General features: G+C 47.2%; 9 protein-coding genes. 6 read left to right on the top strand and 3 right to left on the bottom strand.

Going from position 1 to position 16,992, the window contains the following annotated elements; all coding sequences use genetic code 11:
- The first annotated feature begins 585 nt into the window (after positions 1-585).
- Positions 586-4,923, top strand: coding sequence for a hypothetical protein (locus IM638_19615; protein MCA6365250.1), 4,338 nt, complete (start codon positions 586-588; stop codon positions 4,921-4,923).
- A gap of 4 nt (positions 4,924-4,927) precedes the next feature.
- Complete coding sequence (locus tag IM638_19610) at positions 4,928-5,164, top strand: hypothetical protein (GenBank protein ID MCA6365249.1); 237 nt, start codon at positions 4,928-4,930, stop codon at positions 5,162-5,164.
- A 163-nt stretch (positions 5,165-5,327) separates the two neighbouring features.
- Here the strand turns inward: IM638_19610 and IM638_19605 are convergent, their stop codons facing one another.
- Positions 5,328-5,804 carry a hypothetical protein gene (locus tag IM638_19605; GenBank protein ID MCA6365248.1) on the bottom strand — a complete coding sequence of 159 codons (477 nt, stop codon included), beginning with the start codon at positions 5,802-5,804 and terminating at the stop codon, positions 5,328-5,330.
- 87 nt (positions 5,805-5,891) lie between these two features.
- On the opposite strand from IM638_19605, the gene IM638_19600 reads away from it, so the two are divergent.
- From IM638_19600 to atpC, 4 genes are all read left to right on the top strand, one after another.
- Positions 5,892-6,887 carry a bifunctional riboflavin kinase/FAD synthetase gene (locus IM638_19600; GenBank protein MCA6365247.1) on the top strand — a complete coding sequence of 332 codons (996 nt, stop codon included), beginning with the start codon at positions 5,892-5,894 and terminating at the stop codon, positions 6,885-6,887.
- Positions 6,868-7,476: a leucine-rich repeat domain-containing protein gene (locus tag IM638_19595; GenBank protein ID MCA6365246.1), complete on the top strand. Its 609-nt coding sequence runs from the start codon at positions 6,868-6,870 to the stop codon at positions 7,474-7,476. Before IM638_19600 ends, IM638_19595 begins: the two co-directional genes overlap by 20 nt.
- A 155-nt stretch (positions 7,477-7,631) precedes the next feature.
- Positions 7,632-9,131 (top strand): F0F1 ATP synthase subunit beta, encoded by a 1,500-nt coding sequence (locus IM638_19590; protein ID MCA6365245.1) that lies wholly within the window; start codon positions 7,632-7,634, stop codon positions 9,129-9,131.
- A gap of 23 nt (positions 9,132-9,154) precedes the next feature.
- Positions 9,155-9,391, top strand: coding sequence for an ATP synthase F1 subunit epsilon (atpC, locus tag IM638_19585; protein MCA6365244.1), 237 nt, complete (start codon positions 9,155-9,157; stop codon positions 9,389-9,391).
- Positions 9,392-9,556: 165 nt separating this feature from the next.
- On the opposite strand, the gene IM638_19580 is transcribed toward atpC, so the two are convergent.
- Positions 9,557-11,305 carry a T9SS type A sorting domain-containing protein gene (locus IM638_19580; protein MCA6365243.1) on the bottom strand — a complete coding sequence of 583 codons (1,749 nt, stop codon included), beginning with the start codon at positions 11,303-11,305 and terminating at the stop codon, positions 9,557-9,559.
- A gap of 532 nt (positions 11,306-11,837) precedes the next feature.
- Positions 11,838-16,992 (bottom strand): gliding motility-associated C-terminal domain-containing protein (locus IM638_19575; GenBank protein MCA6365242.1); only part of this gene is annotated, 5,155 nt, incomplete at its 5' end.

Genomic DNA, 16,992 nt, shown 5'->3' with positions numbered 1-16,992 from the left:
GATATTACTACAGTATCAAGCAATTTATTATCTGAAAATTTTCGCCTTTTTTAAAACTGTTATTTCATTCATTTTCAACAGAATAACATTTTCAAAAACCCCAAAAGGTCTGTAAATTTTTTCAAAAATCCCTCTTGACAAAGGCTAAATGAGGCATGACCTTACAGCTGTATTTGCAGCTTATTCCGAAAAATAAAGGACGGCACTATTTGATTATTACTAATTAACCCTGTTTTAGAAAAAAAACACGAAAATGTACGTTCAGGATCATCCATTCAATTCAGTGCTTTTTTACACCGCATCTTGCCGCCGAAACCGATGGCCACACGGTATTGAAAAACGCAAAAATTATGCAAATCATGGCGTCGGAACTGATAAAAGAAAGCCGCATGTTGAAATCAGCCGAGCACACACAGTAGTTTTTTTCACTTAACAGATTTAATTATGTCGGGGAAAAGATATGCTTTCGGGGAAGAGGAGTTTTTTAAAACGCCGCAGCAACGGGCCAGTGAGGCTGCCAACAAGACGCAGACGGAGTATGAATACTATTTTTTGCATTATACCTGGCCGGAAATAAGCAAAAAAATGGAAGCCGGCCAGCAGCTTACAAAATATGAGTTGCTTGATGCGCGCATGTTTGGCGGACCGCTTCACCGGCAAAAAATATTTGCTTACGTGCGTGAGCAACAGCATGCAGAAAAAGCAAGTGTGACTCCGGCTGATTCGGCCGAGGAGAAACAAGCGAATGTGGAAAAGGTATCGGTAGAAAACGAGCAAAGCCACACCGATGAAGAAAAAAATACGGCGACGCAAAATAGTAATGAGCCTGAGCCGGAATTTGTGGCACCGCTCAATCCTGCGTATGTGGAAGTGATGCCTGCACCGTTGCTGAATGAGTGGGAGATGGAAATGGAGGGGGATAATGTGGTGGTGGAGCTAACTTCATTCCAGGAAACAAACAGAGAAACACAGCCTGCTATCACCGATCCACTTGCTGAAGAACGTAAAAAAATTAATCCAAAAACTCCTCTTACTCCTGAACAAAAAATAATATTCAACTGGGATAATGTGCGCAAACAATTTGCCGCTGCCAATGCTCCGATAGGTGTAAAACTGGCAAATGGAAGGTCAGAACTAACATGGACAGAGCTTGATCGTTGGACACGGATGGCATTGAAAGACGGATGGAAAGAGGGGGATAAAATTCCTTTATTGCGCGATGTAAAATACTTAGGCGATAAAGAAGGAATTCCCCGTTACGCCGCTTTAAACTATGATTATGCTTTTGGTTATGCACGAAAAAATAGTCCGAATGGCAAGTTCTGGTATGTTAACCATACGACAGGATACGAAGCACCTATATGGTCAGGCACAAAACTTTCTTCAAACGAAGCGGGTCAGAATTATGCGTTGAACATTAACAGAACCGTTGATTTTAAAGCATTAAATGATTTCGTAAAACCTCAGGGTGAGGTGTATTTCGCTGATATTATTGCCTTAAATGGCCAGTATAAAGCGCAATTATACAGCCAGTCGTTTGTTGATCTTGTCTATCTGGTGCAAATGAAACTGTTTCCATTGCCGGAAGAAAAAGATAAACGTACTGGTATTTATGATAATTCTACGCATGAGCAATTCATTCATTATGCTGAAAATCAGAAAAAAAAGGAAGCTCAGTTAACACAGCAAATTCGTGCAGAAGAATTACGTTGGGCAACAGTGGGTGAAGATGATGGAAACGGCTATAGAAAATACATTATAGAAGGACGCGCGTTACGCATAAAACAGGAAGAACTCGATAAATTCAGAAAGATTATTGTTGAGAACTACAGGGATTCAGATGAGTTTTTTGAAAATTATTCACCGCCCGACAAGCAGGAAAAAGAAGACCTTGCCTACATACTTACTTTTCACGAAAGAACGCAGGTTATTGCGGCGTATGCTGCTGAATGGGATGTGGATAAGGAAGAAGAAGCCGTAATTAATCTCTTGCTCAGAAATACGCCGCCAAGCCAGCACAAAATGATGAGTGCGTATTTAAAGCAAGTCGAAAAACTGGCTGATTTCAGTGACTGGTTCGACAATGCGCAACAGATTGGCGAATACCAGACAAACCGCGAACTGCTTACCGGCGAAGTGAATACTTCACCACTTGATGATGCCTATAATGAAGTTGATTTGAGTGACGATGCTGAAGATGCGGCAGAAGACCTGAACGATGAATTGCCCAAGCTTTCGCCCGGACAAATTGCGGCTTTTGACTGGGGCAGACGGATGAATTTGCTTGAAATTTTTCTTCAGGAAAGCCCTCCTAAAAAAGAGGAAGACTGGAATTATTTCGGCAAATTATTCAGCAACACACCTGCCAACCAGCTAACTGCTCTTAAATTGTATCTGGGCATACAGAGCGATTATGTGCGTATGCTGCGCCTGCGCGAACGCACCACGGAAAGCCAGAAAAAAGCGGTAAACGACAGTATGAACAACTGGTATGCCAATGATAATCTGGAATACTACTTTCTGAAAGAATTAGCTGATGGTAACAAACACCGTTTTGGGTATGAAAAAATTGAACCCCGCCTCTACGGTCTGCCCGAAAGCGTGTATAATCGCTTAACCGACGAGGAGCGTATGCGCGTGTATGAGTTTGTCATTCATAGAGGTCTGGATAACGATGTGGAGCATGAGTATGCAATTGGAATTCTCGAACGCATATTACATACCGTAGGAACCGGTGCCACAAACAAGCAGGCATACCAGCAGGCACGGCAAGCCTTTTACGATAAACTGGATACAGAAACAGATAAGAATTTTTCAAACACAAATGCACTTGCTAATACCGACGAAAAACGCGAGTTAATTCACCAACAGCTTAGTGCACTTGATGCGCGCGGACGTAAAGCCCGTATTGAAGAAGTACATCGTAAAATGGGCACGCCCGAAAAAGGGATAAATAACAGTGCCGACGATTATATTGCACGGCTTTCCGACGAAGATATGCAGGCATTAGGCATTCTGCAACGCTTCAATATGATACGTGCAGTGTTAGGTGGCGATGGCTGGGGCCGTGCATTTACACGGGTTGGCGAACGTGATGAAAAAACACTTATCCGCCTTGTTTCCACTACACCACACGATCAGATGAATGCCCTTATTCTGCTGCTTTCTACCGGTGGCGGCGAATACTACAAACAGGTAGTGCATGCGGTAGATGGCAACGAGTATAAAGAACTGCACGATACACTGCTTCAAAAAAAGCAGGAGCAGATGAGTACCATTTCAGATCCCAAACAGAAAGCCGCCGAGCAGCGAAAAGTGCAGGATATGAAAGACACCGGCCAATCAAACGAAGCGGCATTAAAGTGGGATGATTACAGCTATATAGGGCTTGTGTTTGGCGGAAGCGGCTTTGAATATGATGTTAGCTGGACGGAAGACGGAAAAATTAATGTTGAATACGGTGAGCGCAACTGGCTGGATGGTTACTCAATGGCTTATACAACAATAGTAAGAGAAGGAATTGATGCGGCAGATAAAGAGACACAAAAAGGGCCCTACAATCCGTTTGATCACGTAGCTGTATATGCGGTAGAAGATGATGAAGAACTTGGTCTGTACAAAGGTCAGGTACTTGTAATGCCTGCCATCAACCTGTTTTATTTCCAGCACAAGCAGCTAAAGGGGCATGCACTGGAAGCACTGGATATTGCGTTGCTCCTTACCGGTATTGGCGAATTAAATGCAGCCGTGAGTTTCGGGCGCTGGATTATGGCGGCGTCCACAATTATTCTCGGTTCGGGTAATATTGTGGTGCGCAGCTTTGGCCATCAATTGCCCGAAGGATGGGCGCAAAGCTGGCACAGCATCAGTAGCCAGATTATCAATTTTCAGCTTTTTGAGCTGGGGCTTGCAGGCATTTTAAACGCGCGAAGAATTTTAACCGGTCTCAAGCAAAGTGTGGCCAACGTAGCCAACGTGGCAAAAAACACATTGCTGCAAATGGTTAACGTATGCGAACAATTGCTTGACCTCAGCGAACGCATTCTGACCAGCTTTGATGAATTATGGCTAAACCAACTGCTGGCTGATCTTGAAAAAAGTACGCTTGAGTTTGCGGAGTATGGAAGTCTGGCCTACTTCAATTTGAAAACGGCGATACAAAACAGGCTGGCCTTGCTGAAAGAGCATGCGGCGCGGTTGACAGCATCAAAGCCGTTTGAAGAAAGCCAGCTTACTTATAGGCAAGCGGGTGATATTGAATACTTAGATGTGGATTTGGGTAAAGGGATGGTGGCAAAACTCAGACGTGATAAGGGTGGCGAGTGGTTTGTGAGTGGACGAAAAGCGCCGCCTGAAATGTATAATACGAGTAAGGGGCCGCCGAAGTGGCCGAGTGATGGGGAGATTTTGGGTAGGGTGCCGGAGCGGTTTAGGAAGCCGAATGAATTAAAAAATGATAATGAGATTATTAATAAAACCAATAGCACAGGAAGCTCAAATACATTAAATAAAATAACTCCAAAAAGTATTGATGAAATCCGAGATCTTCTAAAGACAGATAGAGACAAATCTTTTTTTTGGTCTGGTAAGACAAATGGTGTTGGAGGTGAAAAAGTAGCTCTTGAAATTGCAAATTCCAAAGGTGGAGTTACTTTAGAAGGATTACTAGTACAAAAAAACATAGAATTACCTGCATGGAATCCAACAGACCCAATTGTAATGAAACTTTGGGAAGATGTTTCTACAGCATATGCCAATCAAGTTTCTGGAGAAGTAAGAGCGGTAATTGGACAACAACTACGTCCAGGAAATATTTGGCAAACAAAAGAATTACCAGCATTAATGGCAAATCCTAATGTTACAAAAATTACAACAATTGATCCAGTTACATTAGCTGAAACTATTATCTTCGTAAAACAATAGTGTTATGGATATTTCATTTAAAATTCTTTCAAGAGGCAGCTTGCAAATTCATTATGGTAGCAAGACTACAATAATTAGTGGAGAACTAACATTTTCTCCTTCGGTTTTTTATGCTGATTTATCATCACTAAATATTTGGCAAGCACCTCATGATAAAGAGATGATAACTCCTGCAGAAAAAAATGAAATCATTTCATTCTTATCAAATCAACATGAAGGCACGGAAATTGTTTTTGATTAAGATAGTTTAAACAATTAATGTTCGGGCTGGAAAAAATATTAATATCGAAAACGCTGGGAAATAAAGAAGTAATCATAGATTACGTGAAGCCTTCCCCAAAACCCGCAACAGGATAAAGCAGAAAAATCAGGTATTTTGAAGTGCAACTAAAACCGGCCCGATACTAATACGGAAACAACGTCATAAACGCATCCATATCCTTTTCCAGCTTCGTATCCACCGTAAAATGATACAAGCCGCGTGTCCAGCCAAAGAATGCACTTTGCTCATCCACAATCTTCACATAACTCGGATCACGGCCGGTGACTAAAATTCGCGGTTTGACGCGGCCGTTGCTGGTGGCGCCGGAAACGATGAGTCGGAAACTGGTTTGTACTTCTTCCTGCGAGAGTGAGCGGCCAAACTGCATGTAGATTTTATTGGCTCCGTGCTGGTAAATTACTGATCCGTCTTCTCCACCTTTAGGCGGAATGACTATGCCGCGCTTAAACGGCCCCACTGTGGCAGGCAGTAATTTTGTAAAATCGACACCGCGCGGTTTGGGGCGTTTTTCAATACCATAAGGAGCAGGCCCCGTCATTTGCTGGGTGGAATACACATTGATACCGGCCGCAACCAGCAACATAAATAAAGTAATCACGAACCTGAATCTGAGCACGGGCCGAATATTCCTGTTGAGCAAATGACGCTGTGGCGAGCAGGGGGTGACCACGAGCGGCACACAAAAATGGTTATTTTTGGCGAAATACAAACATTTGTCTGTTACACGTTTTATTTTGTGAAGATATACTCCCAAATAGCCGATTTTGTTCCCCCTCGTTTTCCTGTAGTGACTACCGGCACTTTCGACGGTGTACACCACGGACACAGGCAAATTATTGACAGGCTGCGCGAAACGGCCCGGAAAAATAATGGAGAAACAGTACTGCTCACCTTTTTTCCCCACCCCCGCATGGTACTTTTCCCCGATCAGCATCAACTTTTGCTGAATACCCCGGAGGAAAAAAAACAGCTGCTTGAAAAAGCCGGTATCGACCATCTTATTGTTCATCCCTTTACCCGTGAGTTCTCGATGCTTTCCTCCAAAGAATTCATCGAACAGATACTGGTAAACAAATTCAATACCAAAAAACTGGTGATTGGTTACGACCATCATTTCGGGCGTAACCGGGAAGGCAGTTTCGACCACCTGCGCGAGTTTGGCCCGGTTTATGGATTTGAGGTGGAAGAAATTCCGGCTCAGGAAGTGGAACATGAAAAAGTTAGTTCAACCCGCATCCGCCAGGCCCTTCAAACCGGCGATGTGCGCACTGCAGCAGCCTATCTTGGCTACCGCTACCCGCTTTCGGGAACAGTTGTGAAAGGCAGGCAGCTGGGGCGAACCATTGGCTTTCCAACCGCCAACCTTGTGCCCGACAATGCGTATAAACTCATACCTGCCGACGGTGTGTATGCGGTGTTTGTGCAGCGCGGAAACCAAACCCTGCCCGGCATGATGAATATAGGTATGCGCCCAACCGTTGATCAGGGACTGAGTCGTACAATTGAAGTGCACCTGCCCGGTTTCGAAGGCGATTTATACGGCGAAACGCTGAAAATTTTGTTTGCCGACCGACTCCGCGAGGAACAAAAATTCGGTTCACTCGATGAATTAAAAAAACAGCTTGAACACGATCGCCAGCAAACACTTTCCCTGCTAAACCATGAAAAAACTGATCTTTAATCTCTTCCTAGCACTGCTGTTTGCCCCGGCAATTCATGCGCAATCGGATCTGCTTGATTCACTTACGCTTGATACCATGGCCGCTTTTACCAGTCTGGACGAGGCGCTTAAACAGCCCGACAACGTGGTAAAACTTGTGCTGCGCAAAGAAAAGCTCGACAGCTTTCCCGAAGCTGTTTATCAGTTCAAAAACCTTCAGTATCTCGACCTGAGCCGAAACAACATCCGTGAAATACCTGACTCCATAAGCCGGCTAAAAAAACTGCAGGTGCTTCATCTTTCCCGTAATAATATCGAATACATCCCCCGAACCATTGGCGACCTGAGTGAACTGCGCATTCTCAACATCAATCAGAACGAATTATATGTAATTCCCCCTCAAATAGGACGGTTGAAAAAGCTGGAGGTGCTTGATTTGTGGAGCAACAACATCAGCGTATTCCCCGACGAACTGAAAGACATCAGCGGCAACCTGAAAGTGCTCGATCTGCGCACCATTCTCATTAACCGCGAAACGCAGGAACGCATTAAAGCCATGCTACCCAATACAAAGGTGTATTTTTCACCTCCCTGCAAGTGCAATGGCTAATTTGCAAATGCCTGATTATCTGCAATTTATAGCCACGCTGAGTTTGCCTGACGAGAATCAGGGCGAGTTATGGAGCAATTATTAACAAGAAGGTTATTTATCCGAATAAAAGTTGCTACTTTTGCGCCGAATTTCAGACATAAGCTAAAAGCTCCATGCAACACGGCAAAATCGCACAGATCATCGGACCGGTGATCGACGTCAGCTTCAGTGACCCGAATACCAAGCTCCCCAACATTCTCGACGCGCTTGTAGTTGAGAAGGCAAACGGACAGAAAATTGTACTTGAGTGCCAGCAGCACATTGGTGAAGACACCGTCCGCACCATTGCTATGGACTCAACCGACGGTCTGTCTCGCGGAATGGAAGTAAAAGCCACCGGCGCTCCCATTACCATGCCCATCGGCGACGCTATCAAAGGTCGTCTGTTTAACGTGGTGGGTGAAGCCATCGACGGTATTCAGGCTGTAAGCAATGCCGGCGGTTACCCGATTCACCGCATGCCCCCCAAATTTGAAGACCTTTCTACCTCGGCCGAGGTGCTTTTTACCGGAATTAAGGTAATTGACCTGATCGAGCCTTATTCAAAAGGTGGTAAAATTGGTCTGTTTGGTGGTGCCGGTGTAGGTAAAACCGTACTTATCCAGGAGCTCATCAACAACATCGCCAAAGGTTACGACGGTTACTCGGTATTTGCCGGTGTAGGTGAACGTACCCGTGAAGGAAACGACCTGCTCCGCGAGATGATCGAGAGCGGTATCGTGAAATACGGCGATGCGTTTAACGAAAGCCTCCACAAAGGTGGCTGGGACATCAGCAAAGTGGACACCAACAAGCTGAAAGAGTCGCAGGCTACCTTTATCTTCGGACAGATGAACGAGCCTCCCGGGGCGCGTGCACGCGTGGCACTTTCGGGTCTTACCCTTGCCGAGTATTTCCGTGATGGTGATGGCGGCGGCGGAAAAGACATTCTGTTCTTTATCGACAATATTTTCCGTTTTACCCAGGCTGGTTCTGAGGTGTCTGCGCTGCTGGGCCGTATGCCTTCGGCCGTAGGTTATCAGCCCACACTCGCTACCGAGATGGGTCTCATGCAGGAGCGCATCACATCAACCAAGCGCGGTTCAATTACATCGGTACAGGCCGTTTACGTACCTGCCGACGACTTGACTGACCCTGCTCCGGCTACCACCTTTGCTCACCTTGACGCAACCACCGTACTTTCGCGTAAGATTTCTGAGCTTGGTATCTATCCTGCTGTAGATCCGCTCGATTCAACTTCACGCATTCTCTCTCCTGCTGTTGTGGGTGATGCACACTATGGCTGCGCCCAGCGTGTAAAACAGCTCCTCCAGCGTTACAAAGAACTTCAGGACATCATCGCCATCCTTGGTATGGACGAACTTTCTGAAGAAGATAAGCTGGTGGTTCACCGCGCCCGCCGTGTGCAGCGCTTCCTGTCACAGCCCTTCCACGTGGCCGAGCAGTTTACGGGTCTCAAAGGCGTATTCGTAGGCATTGAAGACACCATCAAAGGTTTCAACATGATTATGGATGGCGAAGTGGATGAATATCCTGAAGCGGCATTCAACCTTGTAGGAACCATTGAAGATGCCATTGCCAAAGGCAAAGCAATTCTGGCTGAATCAAAGTAATTTAACCAGTTTAACCGATTACGATGAAACTCGACATCATCACACCCGATAAAAAGCTGTACAGCGGCGAAGTGAAATCGGTAGTACTGCCCGGCAGCGAAGGTTCGTTCGGCATTTTGAACAACCATGCTGCCATGATTTCGACGCTCATCAAAGGCCGTATCAAGGTAACGGATGCCAATCAGTCAACCCAAACCTTCGATATAAACGGCGGTGTAGTGGAAGTATTCCGCAACACCATTACCGTGCTGGCCGAATAAGGAAGGGGAACCTTCATTTGTTGTTGTCAAAACTAAAACCGCTCCCTTCAACCTGAAGGGAGCGGTTTTTTATGGCAATGTGCAAAGGCCCGCAACGCAAAAAATAACCGGCCCCTGAAATAAGCTCAGGGACCGGTTTAGCGTATTCATACCATGTGTATTCGCTTACTCAACAATAAAGCGATGTGTTTCGCTGATTCCGTTGCCAGAGATTTGCAGGTTGTAAATTCCTTCGGCCAGGCCGGAAGGCAGTTGCAGTTGCGAAATGGTTTCGCCTTCGGCCACAAAGATTTTCTGATTCAGCACTTCACGACCGAGCATATCGGTAATGCGGATTTCAAGTTGTTGCTCAACAGGTGAATTGAAGCTGAGACTAAGCATGGGTGATGCAACTGAAACCGGGTTTGGATAAACCTGGGTAGCTGAAGCAGGTACTTCATTTTCTGCGTTACGGGCGTTGCTGCCACCGGCAATTGCCACCGCAAAGCAAAGCTGCGTAACCACCGGACCAGCCTGAACCTGATTGGTAAGGCCCACAAAGTTCATGGTGCCTGTACGCGAAAGCTGGTACTGTGTCCGGAAGCCGTTAAAGGGCAGGTTGTTGGGAATGGCAAAGCCTTCGTTGCAGCCTGAAATGCCATTATAGTAGGCCTTAACATAGTACTCATTGCCGGGATCAGCAGAAGAGGGTGTGTTTCCAAAAACGGTAATACCATCTGCGGCAGTTCCGGAGAAACTGGAAATTTCCTGATTCCGTTCGCCATTGGCAGTTCCGTAGGTAAACTCACGCTGAGCCACACCTGCATCGTCGATAAAGAATACACACATATCCGAACCGCCCTGCGAACCGTTGAATGCAGTACCTGAGAGATAATAGTTCCACTGTCCGAACGTATTCTGGCGCTGAATTACATCAAGTCCTACATTATCACCGCTGAGCGAGTAATCGATAATTGAAATCCACGGCCCGGTATCACCGGTGGGTGCCGATTTGAACACCAGCACATCTAAATTTCCATAGAGGTTTGTGCTGCCGGCAATCACAAATCCGTTAGTGCCACCACCAGCACCGGTAGCGAGACACACGGCATTAAATTCATCGTTGGCACCAGTATCGAAGGTGGTAACTGCGCTTACAGGGTTGCCGTTCGCTGCATTGACACGGAAAGTAAATCCGGCATCATTTCCATTGCCATCGTACATGCTGCCTACCACAAATACTTCGTTTACCAGCGCAGGCTGATAGGGCGATGCGATAAGATCGTTGGGTAGCACTTTAGCCGGTGTATTGGATGGCAGAAAATCATATTGTAAACTCCAGATCAGCGCGTTTGTGCTGCCGTTAATTGCCATAAGCAACGGACGAACGCCATTATTTGAACCTACCACAGCATCGGTATAACCACTGATATACACAATATTGCTGGTGGCCGGAAGTGCATTACACGCCGATAGTGCGGCAATGTTTGTACTTACTGCCGGCGTTACGGTTTGCCAGCCGCGTGCGCTCAATACTGCTCCGGCCGGACTCAGCACCACTGTAAAAATACCGGGCGGTGTTGTAGCTACATTTGAATAATAGCTGCCAATTACACAAAGACGGCCATTTGGAATTTGTAAAATTTTGCAGGGAATGGTGCTGAGTACTACCCCACCCGGTGCTGTAAGCCGGTAAATCTGATTAAACGAATTGGCTCCTGCAATTACACCATTCACATTTGTGCGTGTAATTAACAAATCAATGCCGCCAAGTGCCTGTGTATAACCTGTCATCAGATGCCCCTGACCGTTAAGTGTCACGTTGGTGCCATCCGTTAGTTCATCATACACGGGTGTGCCGTTTGTGCGTTGATAATACTGTGCATTAAGAACGCCTGCTCCAAACAGAGCAACAAGTAAAAGTTTTGTTTTCATGGGTAATGGTTTTAATGAGTCCGAAAACTACATTCATAAAGAAGGGCAATGCAAATAATTTCGACACTTTTAATCAACAGATTTAGTTATCGATAATTTATTACAAGCTATACCAATATTTCATTAAATAAATATCACAACAATGAGGAAACAGTTAATTCTAACTCAACCCAACATGTTAAAATCCGAGAGCGTAAGAAACTGTTCAAATTTTATTTCGCTAATGTGTGATGATTATTTTTCAGCCGGACGAGCCGCGTTTTGAAGATTGAAGCGCAGCAGCTCTAAATAACCAATGCAATAAGGTATGCGTCAAAAAAAAGAATTGAATAAAAATATTGTACGCTTCTAATTGCAACAACCAGACAAAATAAACGCAGTAAATCTATTTCATACCCGCAGGGCCCGCACGCTAAAGCAGAAAGGCATTAATCGGAATGTATAAACCAATACTGTTTGAATAAATACAAAGGGCATCCGGTTTATCGAATGCCCTTTGAACAGGTATAACCTGATCAGATTTTATCGGGATTTATTTGATCAACGTAACCTTTCCAATCTGATTATGTTTGTTGCCCAGCACATCCACACATTTTATTTTCCACACGTAGGTATCAATCTGGGCAATTTCACTTCCGCCATTGGCGCGTCCGTCCCAGCCCACAGCCGGATTATCAGTAAAGAAAATCATATTGCCCCAGCGGTCGAAAATCCACATTTCAAATTGTGACGGATCCAATCCGATTCCCTGCGGGAAGAAATAATCATTATCGCCATCGCCATCAGGAGTAAATGCGTTAGGCACAAACAAAGTGGCGTCAGGTGCAATACACACTGAATCGGTAGCAATATCAGTACAACCGTCGGCACTGGTTACCGTAAGTGTTACCTGATAGCAGCCCGGAGCAGGATAAGTGAAGGAAGGATTCTGAATGGACGACGAAGAGTTGATGAGATCTCCGAAACTCCAGTTCCAGCTTGCAGCGCCTACAGATGAATCGGCGAAGAAGATGGTAGGATTAACCATTGTTGTGGGTTGCGGCGTTGCACCAAAAGCAGCCAGCGGTGTGCCAAAGGTTTGAATGTATGCCGGAATTGTAAACGTAGCCGTACAGCCGGCTGATGTTGTGGCTATAAGTGTTACGTCATACTGTCCGGGAAGGTTGTAGCAATGCGTGGGTGCAGCCACAGCGGCACTGTCGCCATCGCCAAAATACCATTGCCATTGCATAATTACCGAGGGCGCCGAAACGGTAGAAAGGTCACTGAAATCAACACACAGCGGAGCACAACCGGATAGGGTATCCGCCATAAATCCTGGCACGGGAAGGTCATTAACCGTTACAGCCGTAGTGGCTGAATCAACACAACCATTCAGGTCAGTAAGAATTAAGGTATAGGTGGTGTTCGTTTGCGGTACGTCGGTTGGTTGCTGCGTGTTTTGTAAAATTGGCAGCCACGCATACGAATACCCCGGTGTGCCGCCACTGCCCGAGGCATTAAGCGTAACCTGCTGTCCAGCACACACCGCAGGTTGCGAAACTGAAGCCGTTGCAGCCAGTGGCGCAGGCTGAATTACAGTTACCGTAACCGTTCCGGCACATCCGGCCGAATCGGTAACAGTAACAATATACTGACCGGCTGCAATGTTTGCCGCAGCGTTGGTTGTACTTACGTTCGGACTCCAGCTGTAACTGTAAGTTGGGGTGCCGCCTGTTACACTTACTGCCGCAGCCCCATCGGTATATCCAAAGCATGTAGCAGCTGTAGTGGCACCCTGGGCAACAGTAATTCCGGGCATATTTTGCACCTGCACACTGTCGGTAAGCTGACAGTTATTCTGGTCGGAAAGCGTTACCCAGTACCAGCCGGCGGGCAACTGAGAAGCACTTTGCTGTTGCAGGTTACCTGGCTGCCACACATAATTAAGTGTACCGGTACCTCCACTGCCAATGGCATTTACCGAACCCAGTTGCTGGCTGCAATAGGTAGGTGTTGATTGCATCTGTACACTCAGCGCAGCCGGTTCGGCCACTGCCACACTATCGGAAATTACACAACCGTTGGTATCTGTAACCGTGCAATAATACATGCCTGCCGTAAGTCCGGAAGCTGTTTGAGCATTGCCACCTGCAGGCAGCCAGCCATACTGATAGCCTGGAGCACCTCCGGCTGCCAGCGCAGTTGCAGAACCGTTGTTCCCTCCTGCACAGCTTGCATCAGCAGGTGTAAGTGCAAGTGTAAGCGCGGGCGGCTGGTTAATGGTAACTGTATCTGTGTACACACAACCATTGGTATCCGTAACCGTGCATACATACTGACCAGCTGCAAGTGACGCGGCCGATGATGTATTTCCTGAATTTACTGCACCTACCGCAGGTGTCCACGCAAAACTATAACCCGGCGATCCGGCCGCAGCGGTCATTACCACCGCACCCGTGTTGTTGCCGTTGCATAATACATCTGTGCCCTGCCAGCTGGCCGTTAAAGCTGCCGGTTGTTGAATTACAACGTTTATCGTATCGGTACAGTTGTTGGCGTCACTCACAATTACAGTAAACGTGCCTGCAGGCAGGTTGGTAACAGCTACCGAAGTATCGCCGGTTGACCAGTTGTAAGTGAGGTTACCATTTCCTCCTGTGGCACTCACCGAAGCCGTTCCGGTACTGTCGCCAAAACAAAGTACAGGCGAAGTTGCCGTTACTGCCAGTGTAGGTCCGCTGAGGTTGTTAACAGTAGCGATACCAGTAGCCGTACAGTTATTATCGTCGGTTACCGTTACCACATAAGTTCCCTGCCCCACCCCGTTTACGGTAGCTGTAGTATCGTTTCCGGGTGTAGTCCAGAGGAAGGCTGCAGAACCGGTTCCACCCGAAGCCGAAGCCGTTATACTCCCGTTGCTGCTTCCACAGGTTGAAGGCGTGGTGGTAATGGAAACCAGCAATGCTGTTGGTTCAGTAATGGTAACGGTTTGTGACGCGGTACAACCATTCAGATCGGTTGCAGTGCAAACGTATGCCGATGCACTGAGTGCGGTGGCCACAGAACTGTTTCCACTTACGCTGCTGCTTACGGCGGGTGTCCAGACAAATGTATAACCGGGAGTAGCACCGCTGGCGGTTACCGTAGCACTTCCGCTGTTACCGCCGTTACAAAGCACATTGTTTTGCGAGTATGCAAGGACAAGCGGTGTAGGTTGTGTAATAGTAAACGTATGTGAAAGTACACAGCCGTTCAAATCAGTTACCGTAGCCACATAGCTTCCGGCTGCAAGTGCGGTAGCCGTAGTGCTAGCAGCAGCCGAAGTATTTGTTACAGCGGGTGTCCAGCCAAACGTGTAGCCCGGCGTACCACCCGATGCGTTGAGCGTAGCCGTTCCGGTTGAAATGCCATTGCAAAGCAAATCAACCTGTGAATTGGTGACTGCAAGCGCCGGAGGTTGTGTAATGATAACCGTGGTGCTGGCAATACAACCCATTGCATCGGTAGCAGTTACCACATAAGTACCTGCGGACAGACCGGTGGCGGTATTTGTGGTGCTCACGTTGGGCAACCAGCTATAGGTAACTGTACCGTTATTTCCTGTAACGGTAACTGTGGCCGATCCGGTTGATGCACCGTTACAAAGCACATTGGTTACAGAATTACTCGCTGCGATTGTACTTGAATTACCAACGGTAGCTGAAGCCGTTGCCGTACAGCCATTCGCATCTGTAACTGTTAAGTTATAAGTGCCTGCTGCCAGACTCCCCACAGTGGGCGAGGTAAAATTACCGGGTGTCCAAAGGTAAGTAAGCACACCTGTGCCACCGGTAGCTGTTGCACTTACCGAACCGTTGTTATTGCCACAGGTACTGCTTACCGATGAAGTGGTTATAACAATTGCCGGGGGCGATGTTACAGTAACAGTATGCGTGGTGCTGCATCCGTTTAAGTCTGTAATTGTGCATACATAAGTGCCTGCGGCAAGGCCGGTGGCGGTATTGCTGTTGCCGCTGCTAGTATTAGCTGCTGCCGGGCTCCACGAGAAGGAATAACCCGGAGTGCCGCCGGCTGCAGTAATCGTGGCCGTTCCGTTTGCATTCGTATTACAGGTTGTATTTACTACCGTTGAAGTGGCAGTAAGCGCAGGCGGTTGCGTAATGGTTACAGTGCGTGTGGATGTACAGCCATTCAAATCAGTAACTGTGCACACATAAGTGCCCGCACTTAATCCTGTGGCTGTATTGCTGCTGCCACTGGTACTGTTTGCCGCAGCAGGACTCCACGAGAATGTGTAGCCGGGTGTACCTCCGCTGGCCGTTACCGTGGCACTGCCGGTATTGCCACCGTTACATAATACGTTTACTTGTGTAAATGTGTTGGTGAGTGCAGGCGGCTGTGTGATGGTTATTGTACTTGCAGATGTACAGCCGTTCAAATCAGTGATGGTACATACATACGTACCAGCGCTAAGGCCGGTGGCCGTGTTACTGCTGCCGCTGGTACTGTTGGCCACAGCGGGACTCCAGGCAAACGTATAGCCCGGTGTACCGCCGTTTGCTGTAACTGTGGCGCTGCCGGTGTTGCCGCCATTACACAATACGTTTACCTGTGTAAATGTGTTGGTGAGTGCGGGCGGTTGTGTAATGGTTACGGTGCGCGTAGAGGTACAACCATTCAGATCTGTAATTGTACATACATACGTACCTGCACTAAGTCCGGTGGCCGTGTTGCTGCTGCCGCTGGTTGTATTCGCTGCAGCAGGGCTCCACGAAAAGGTATAGCCGGGTGTGCCACCGCTGGCAGTAATGGTGGCGGAACCCGAATTCCCGCCATTACACAATACATTTACCTGTGCAGCCGTACTGGAAAGTGCGGGAGGCTGAGTAATCGTAATGGTGCGTGTAATGATACACCCGTTCAGATCAGTGACTGTGCATACATAAGTGCCGGCGACAAGGCCAGTGGCCGTATTGCTGCTTCCACTGGTTGTATTCGCCACAGCGGGACTCCAAGAAAACGTATAACCCGGAGTACCACCGCTGGCAGTAACCGTAGCACTACCAGTATTGCCGCCATTGCAAAGCACATTTACCTGTGTGGATGCAGTACTTAAAGCCGACGGCTGTGTAATAATCACAGTAGTGGTAGCAATACAACCCATTGCATCGGTAGCAGTTACCACATAAGTACCTGCGGACAGACCGGTGGCGGTATTTGTGGTGCTCACGTTGGGCGACCAGCTATAGGTAACTGTACCGTTATTTCCTGTAACGGTAACTGTGGCCGATCCGGTTGATGCACCATTGCACAATACATTGGTTACTGAGTTGGTGGCTGCAATTGAACTGGAATTGTTTACTGTAGCCGATGCGGTGGCTATACAACCATTGGCATCAGTAACGGTAACATTATATGTACCTGCCCCCAGACTATTTACTGTTGATGTAGTGAAGCTGCCGGGTGTCCACAAATAAGTAAATCCGCCAGCTCCGCCTGTTGCTGTTACCGAAACAGAACCGTTGTTGTTACCACACGTACTCGCCACCGATGATGTACTTACCGTGAGTGCAGGCGGTTGGGTAATGGTTACGGTGCGCGTAGAAGTACAACCATTCAGATCTGTAATTGTACACACATATGTACCTGCGCTAAGTCCGGTGGCTGTGTTGCTGCTGCCGCTGGTTGTATTCGCTGCGGCTGGG

This window comes from Bacteroidota bacterium, assembly GCA_020402865.1.
In the GTDB taxonomy this organism is placed as follows: Bacteria; Bacteroidota; Bacteroidia; order Palsa-965; family Palsa-965.
This window is presented reverse-complemented; position numbering and strand designations above follow the sequence as displayed.

Bases quoted from the DNA above. Each gene is read 5' to 3' on its own strand.
- IM638_19615 (MCA6365250.1), top strand. From the start codon at position 586: ATGGAAGCCGGCCAGCAGCTTACAAAATATGAGTTGCTTGATGCGCGC.
- IM638_19610 (MCA6365249.1), top strand. From the start codon at position 4,928: ATGGATATTTCATTTAAAATTCTTTCAAGAGGCAGCTTGCAAATTCAT.
- IM638_19600 (MCA6365247.1), top strand. From the start codon at position 5,892: ATGGTTATTTTTGGCGAAATACAAACATTTGTCTGTTACACGTTTTAT.
- IM638_19595 (MCA6365246.1), top strand. From the start codon at position 6,868: ATGAAAAAACTGATCTTTAATCTCTTCCTAGCACTGCTGTTTGCCCCG.
- IM638_19590 (MCA6365245.1), top strand. From the start codon at position 7,632: ATGCAACACGGCAAAATCGCACAGATCATCGGACCGGTGATCGACGTC.
- atpC (MCA6365244.1), top strand. From the start codon at position 9,155: ATGAAACTCGACATCATCACACCCGATAAAAAGCTGTACAGCGGCGAA.
- IM638_19580 (MCA6365243.1), bottom strand. From the start codon at position 11,305: ATGAAAACAAAACTTTTACTTGTTGCTCTGTTTGGAGCAGGCGTTCTT.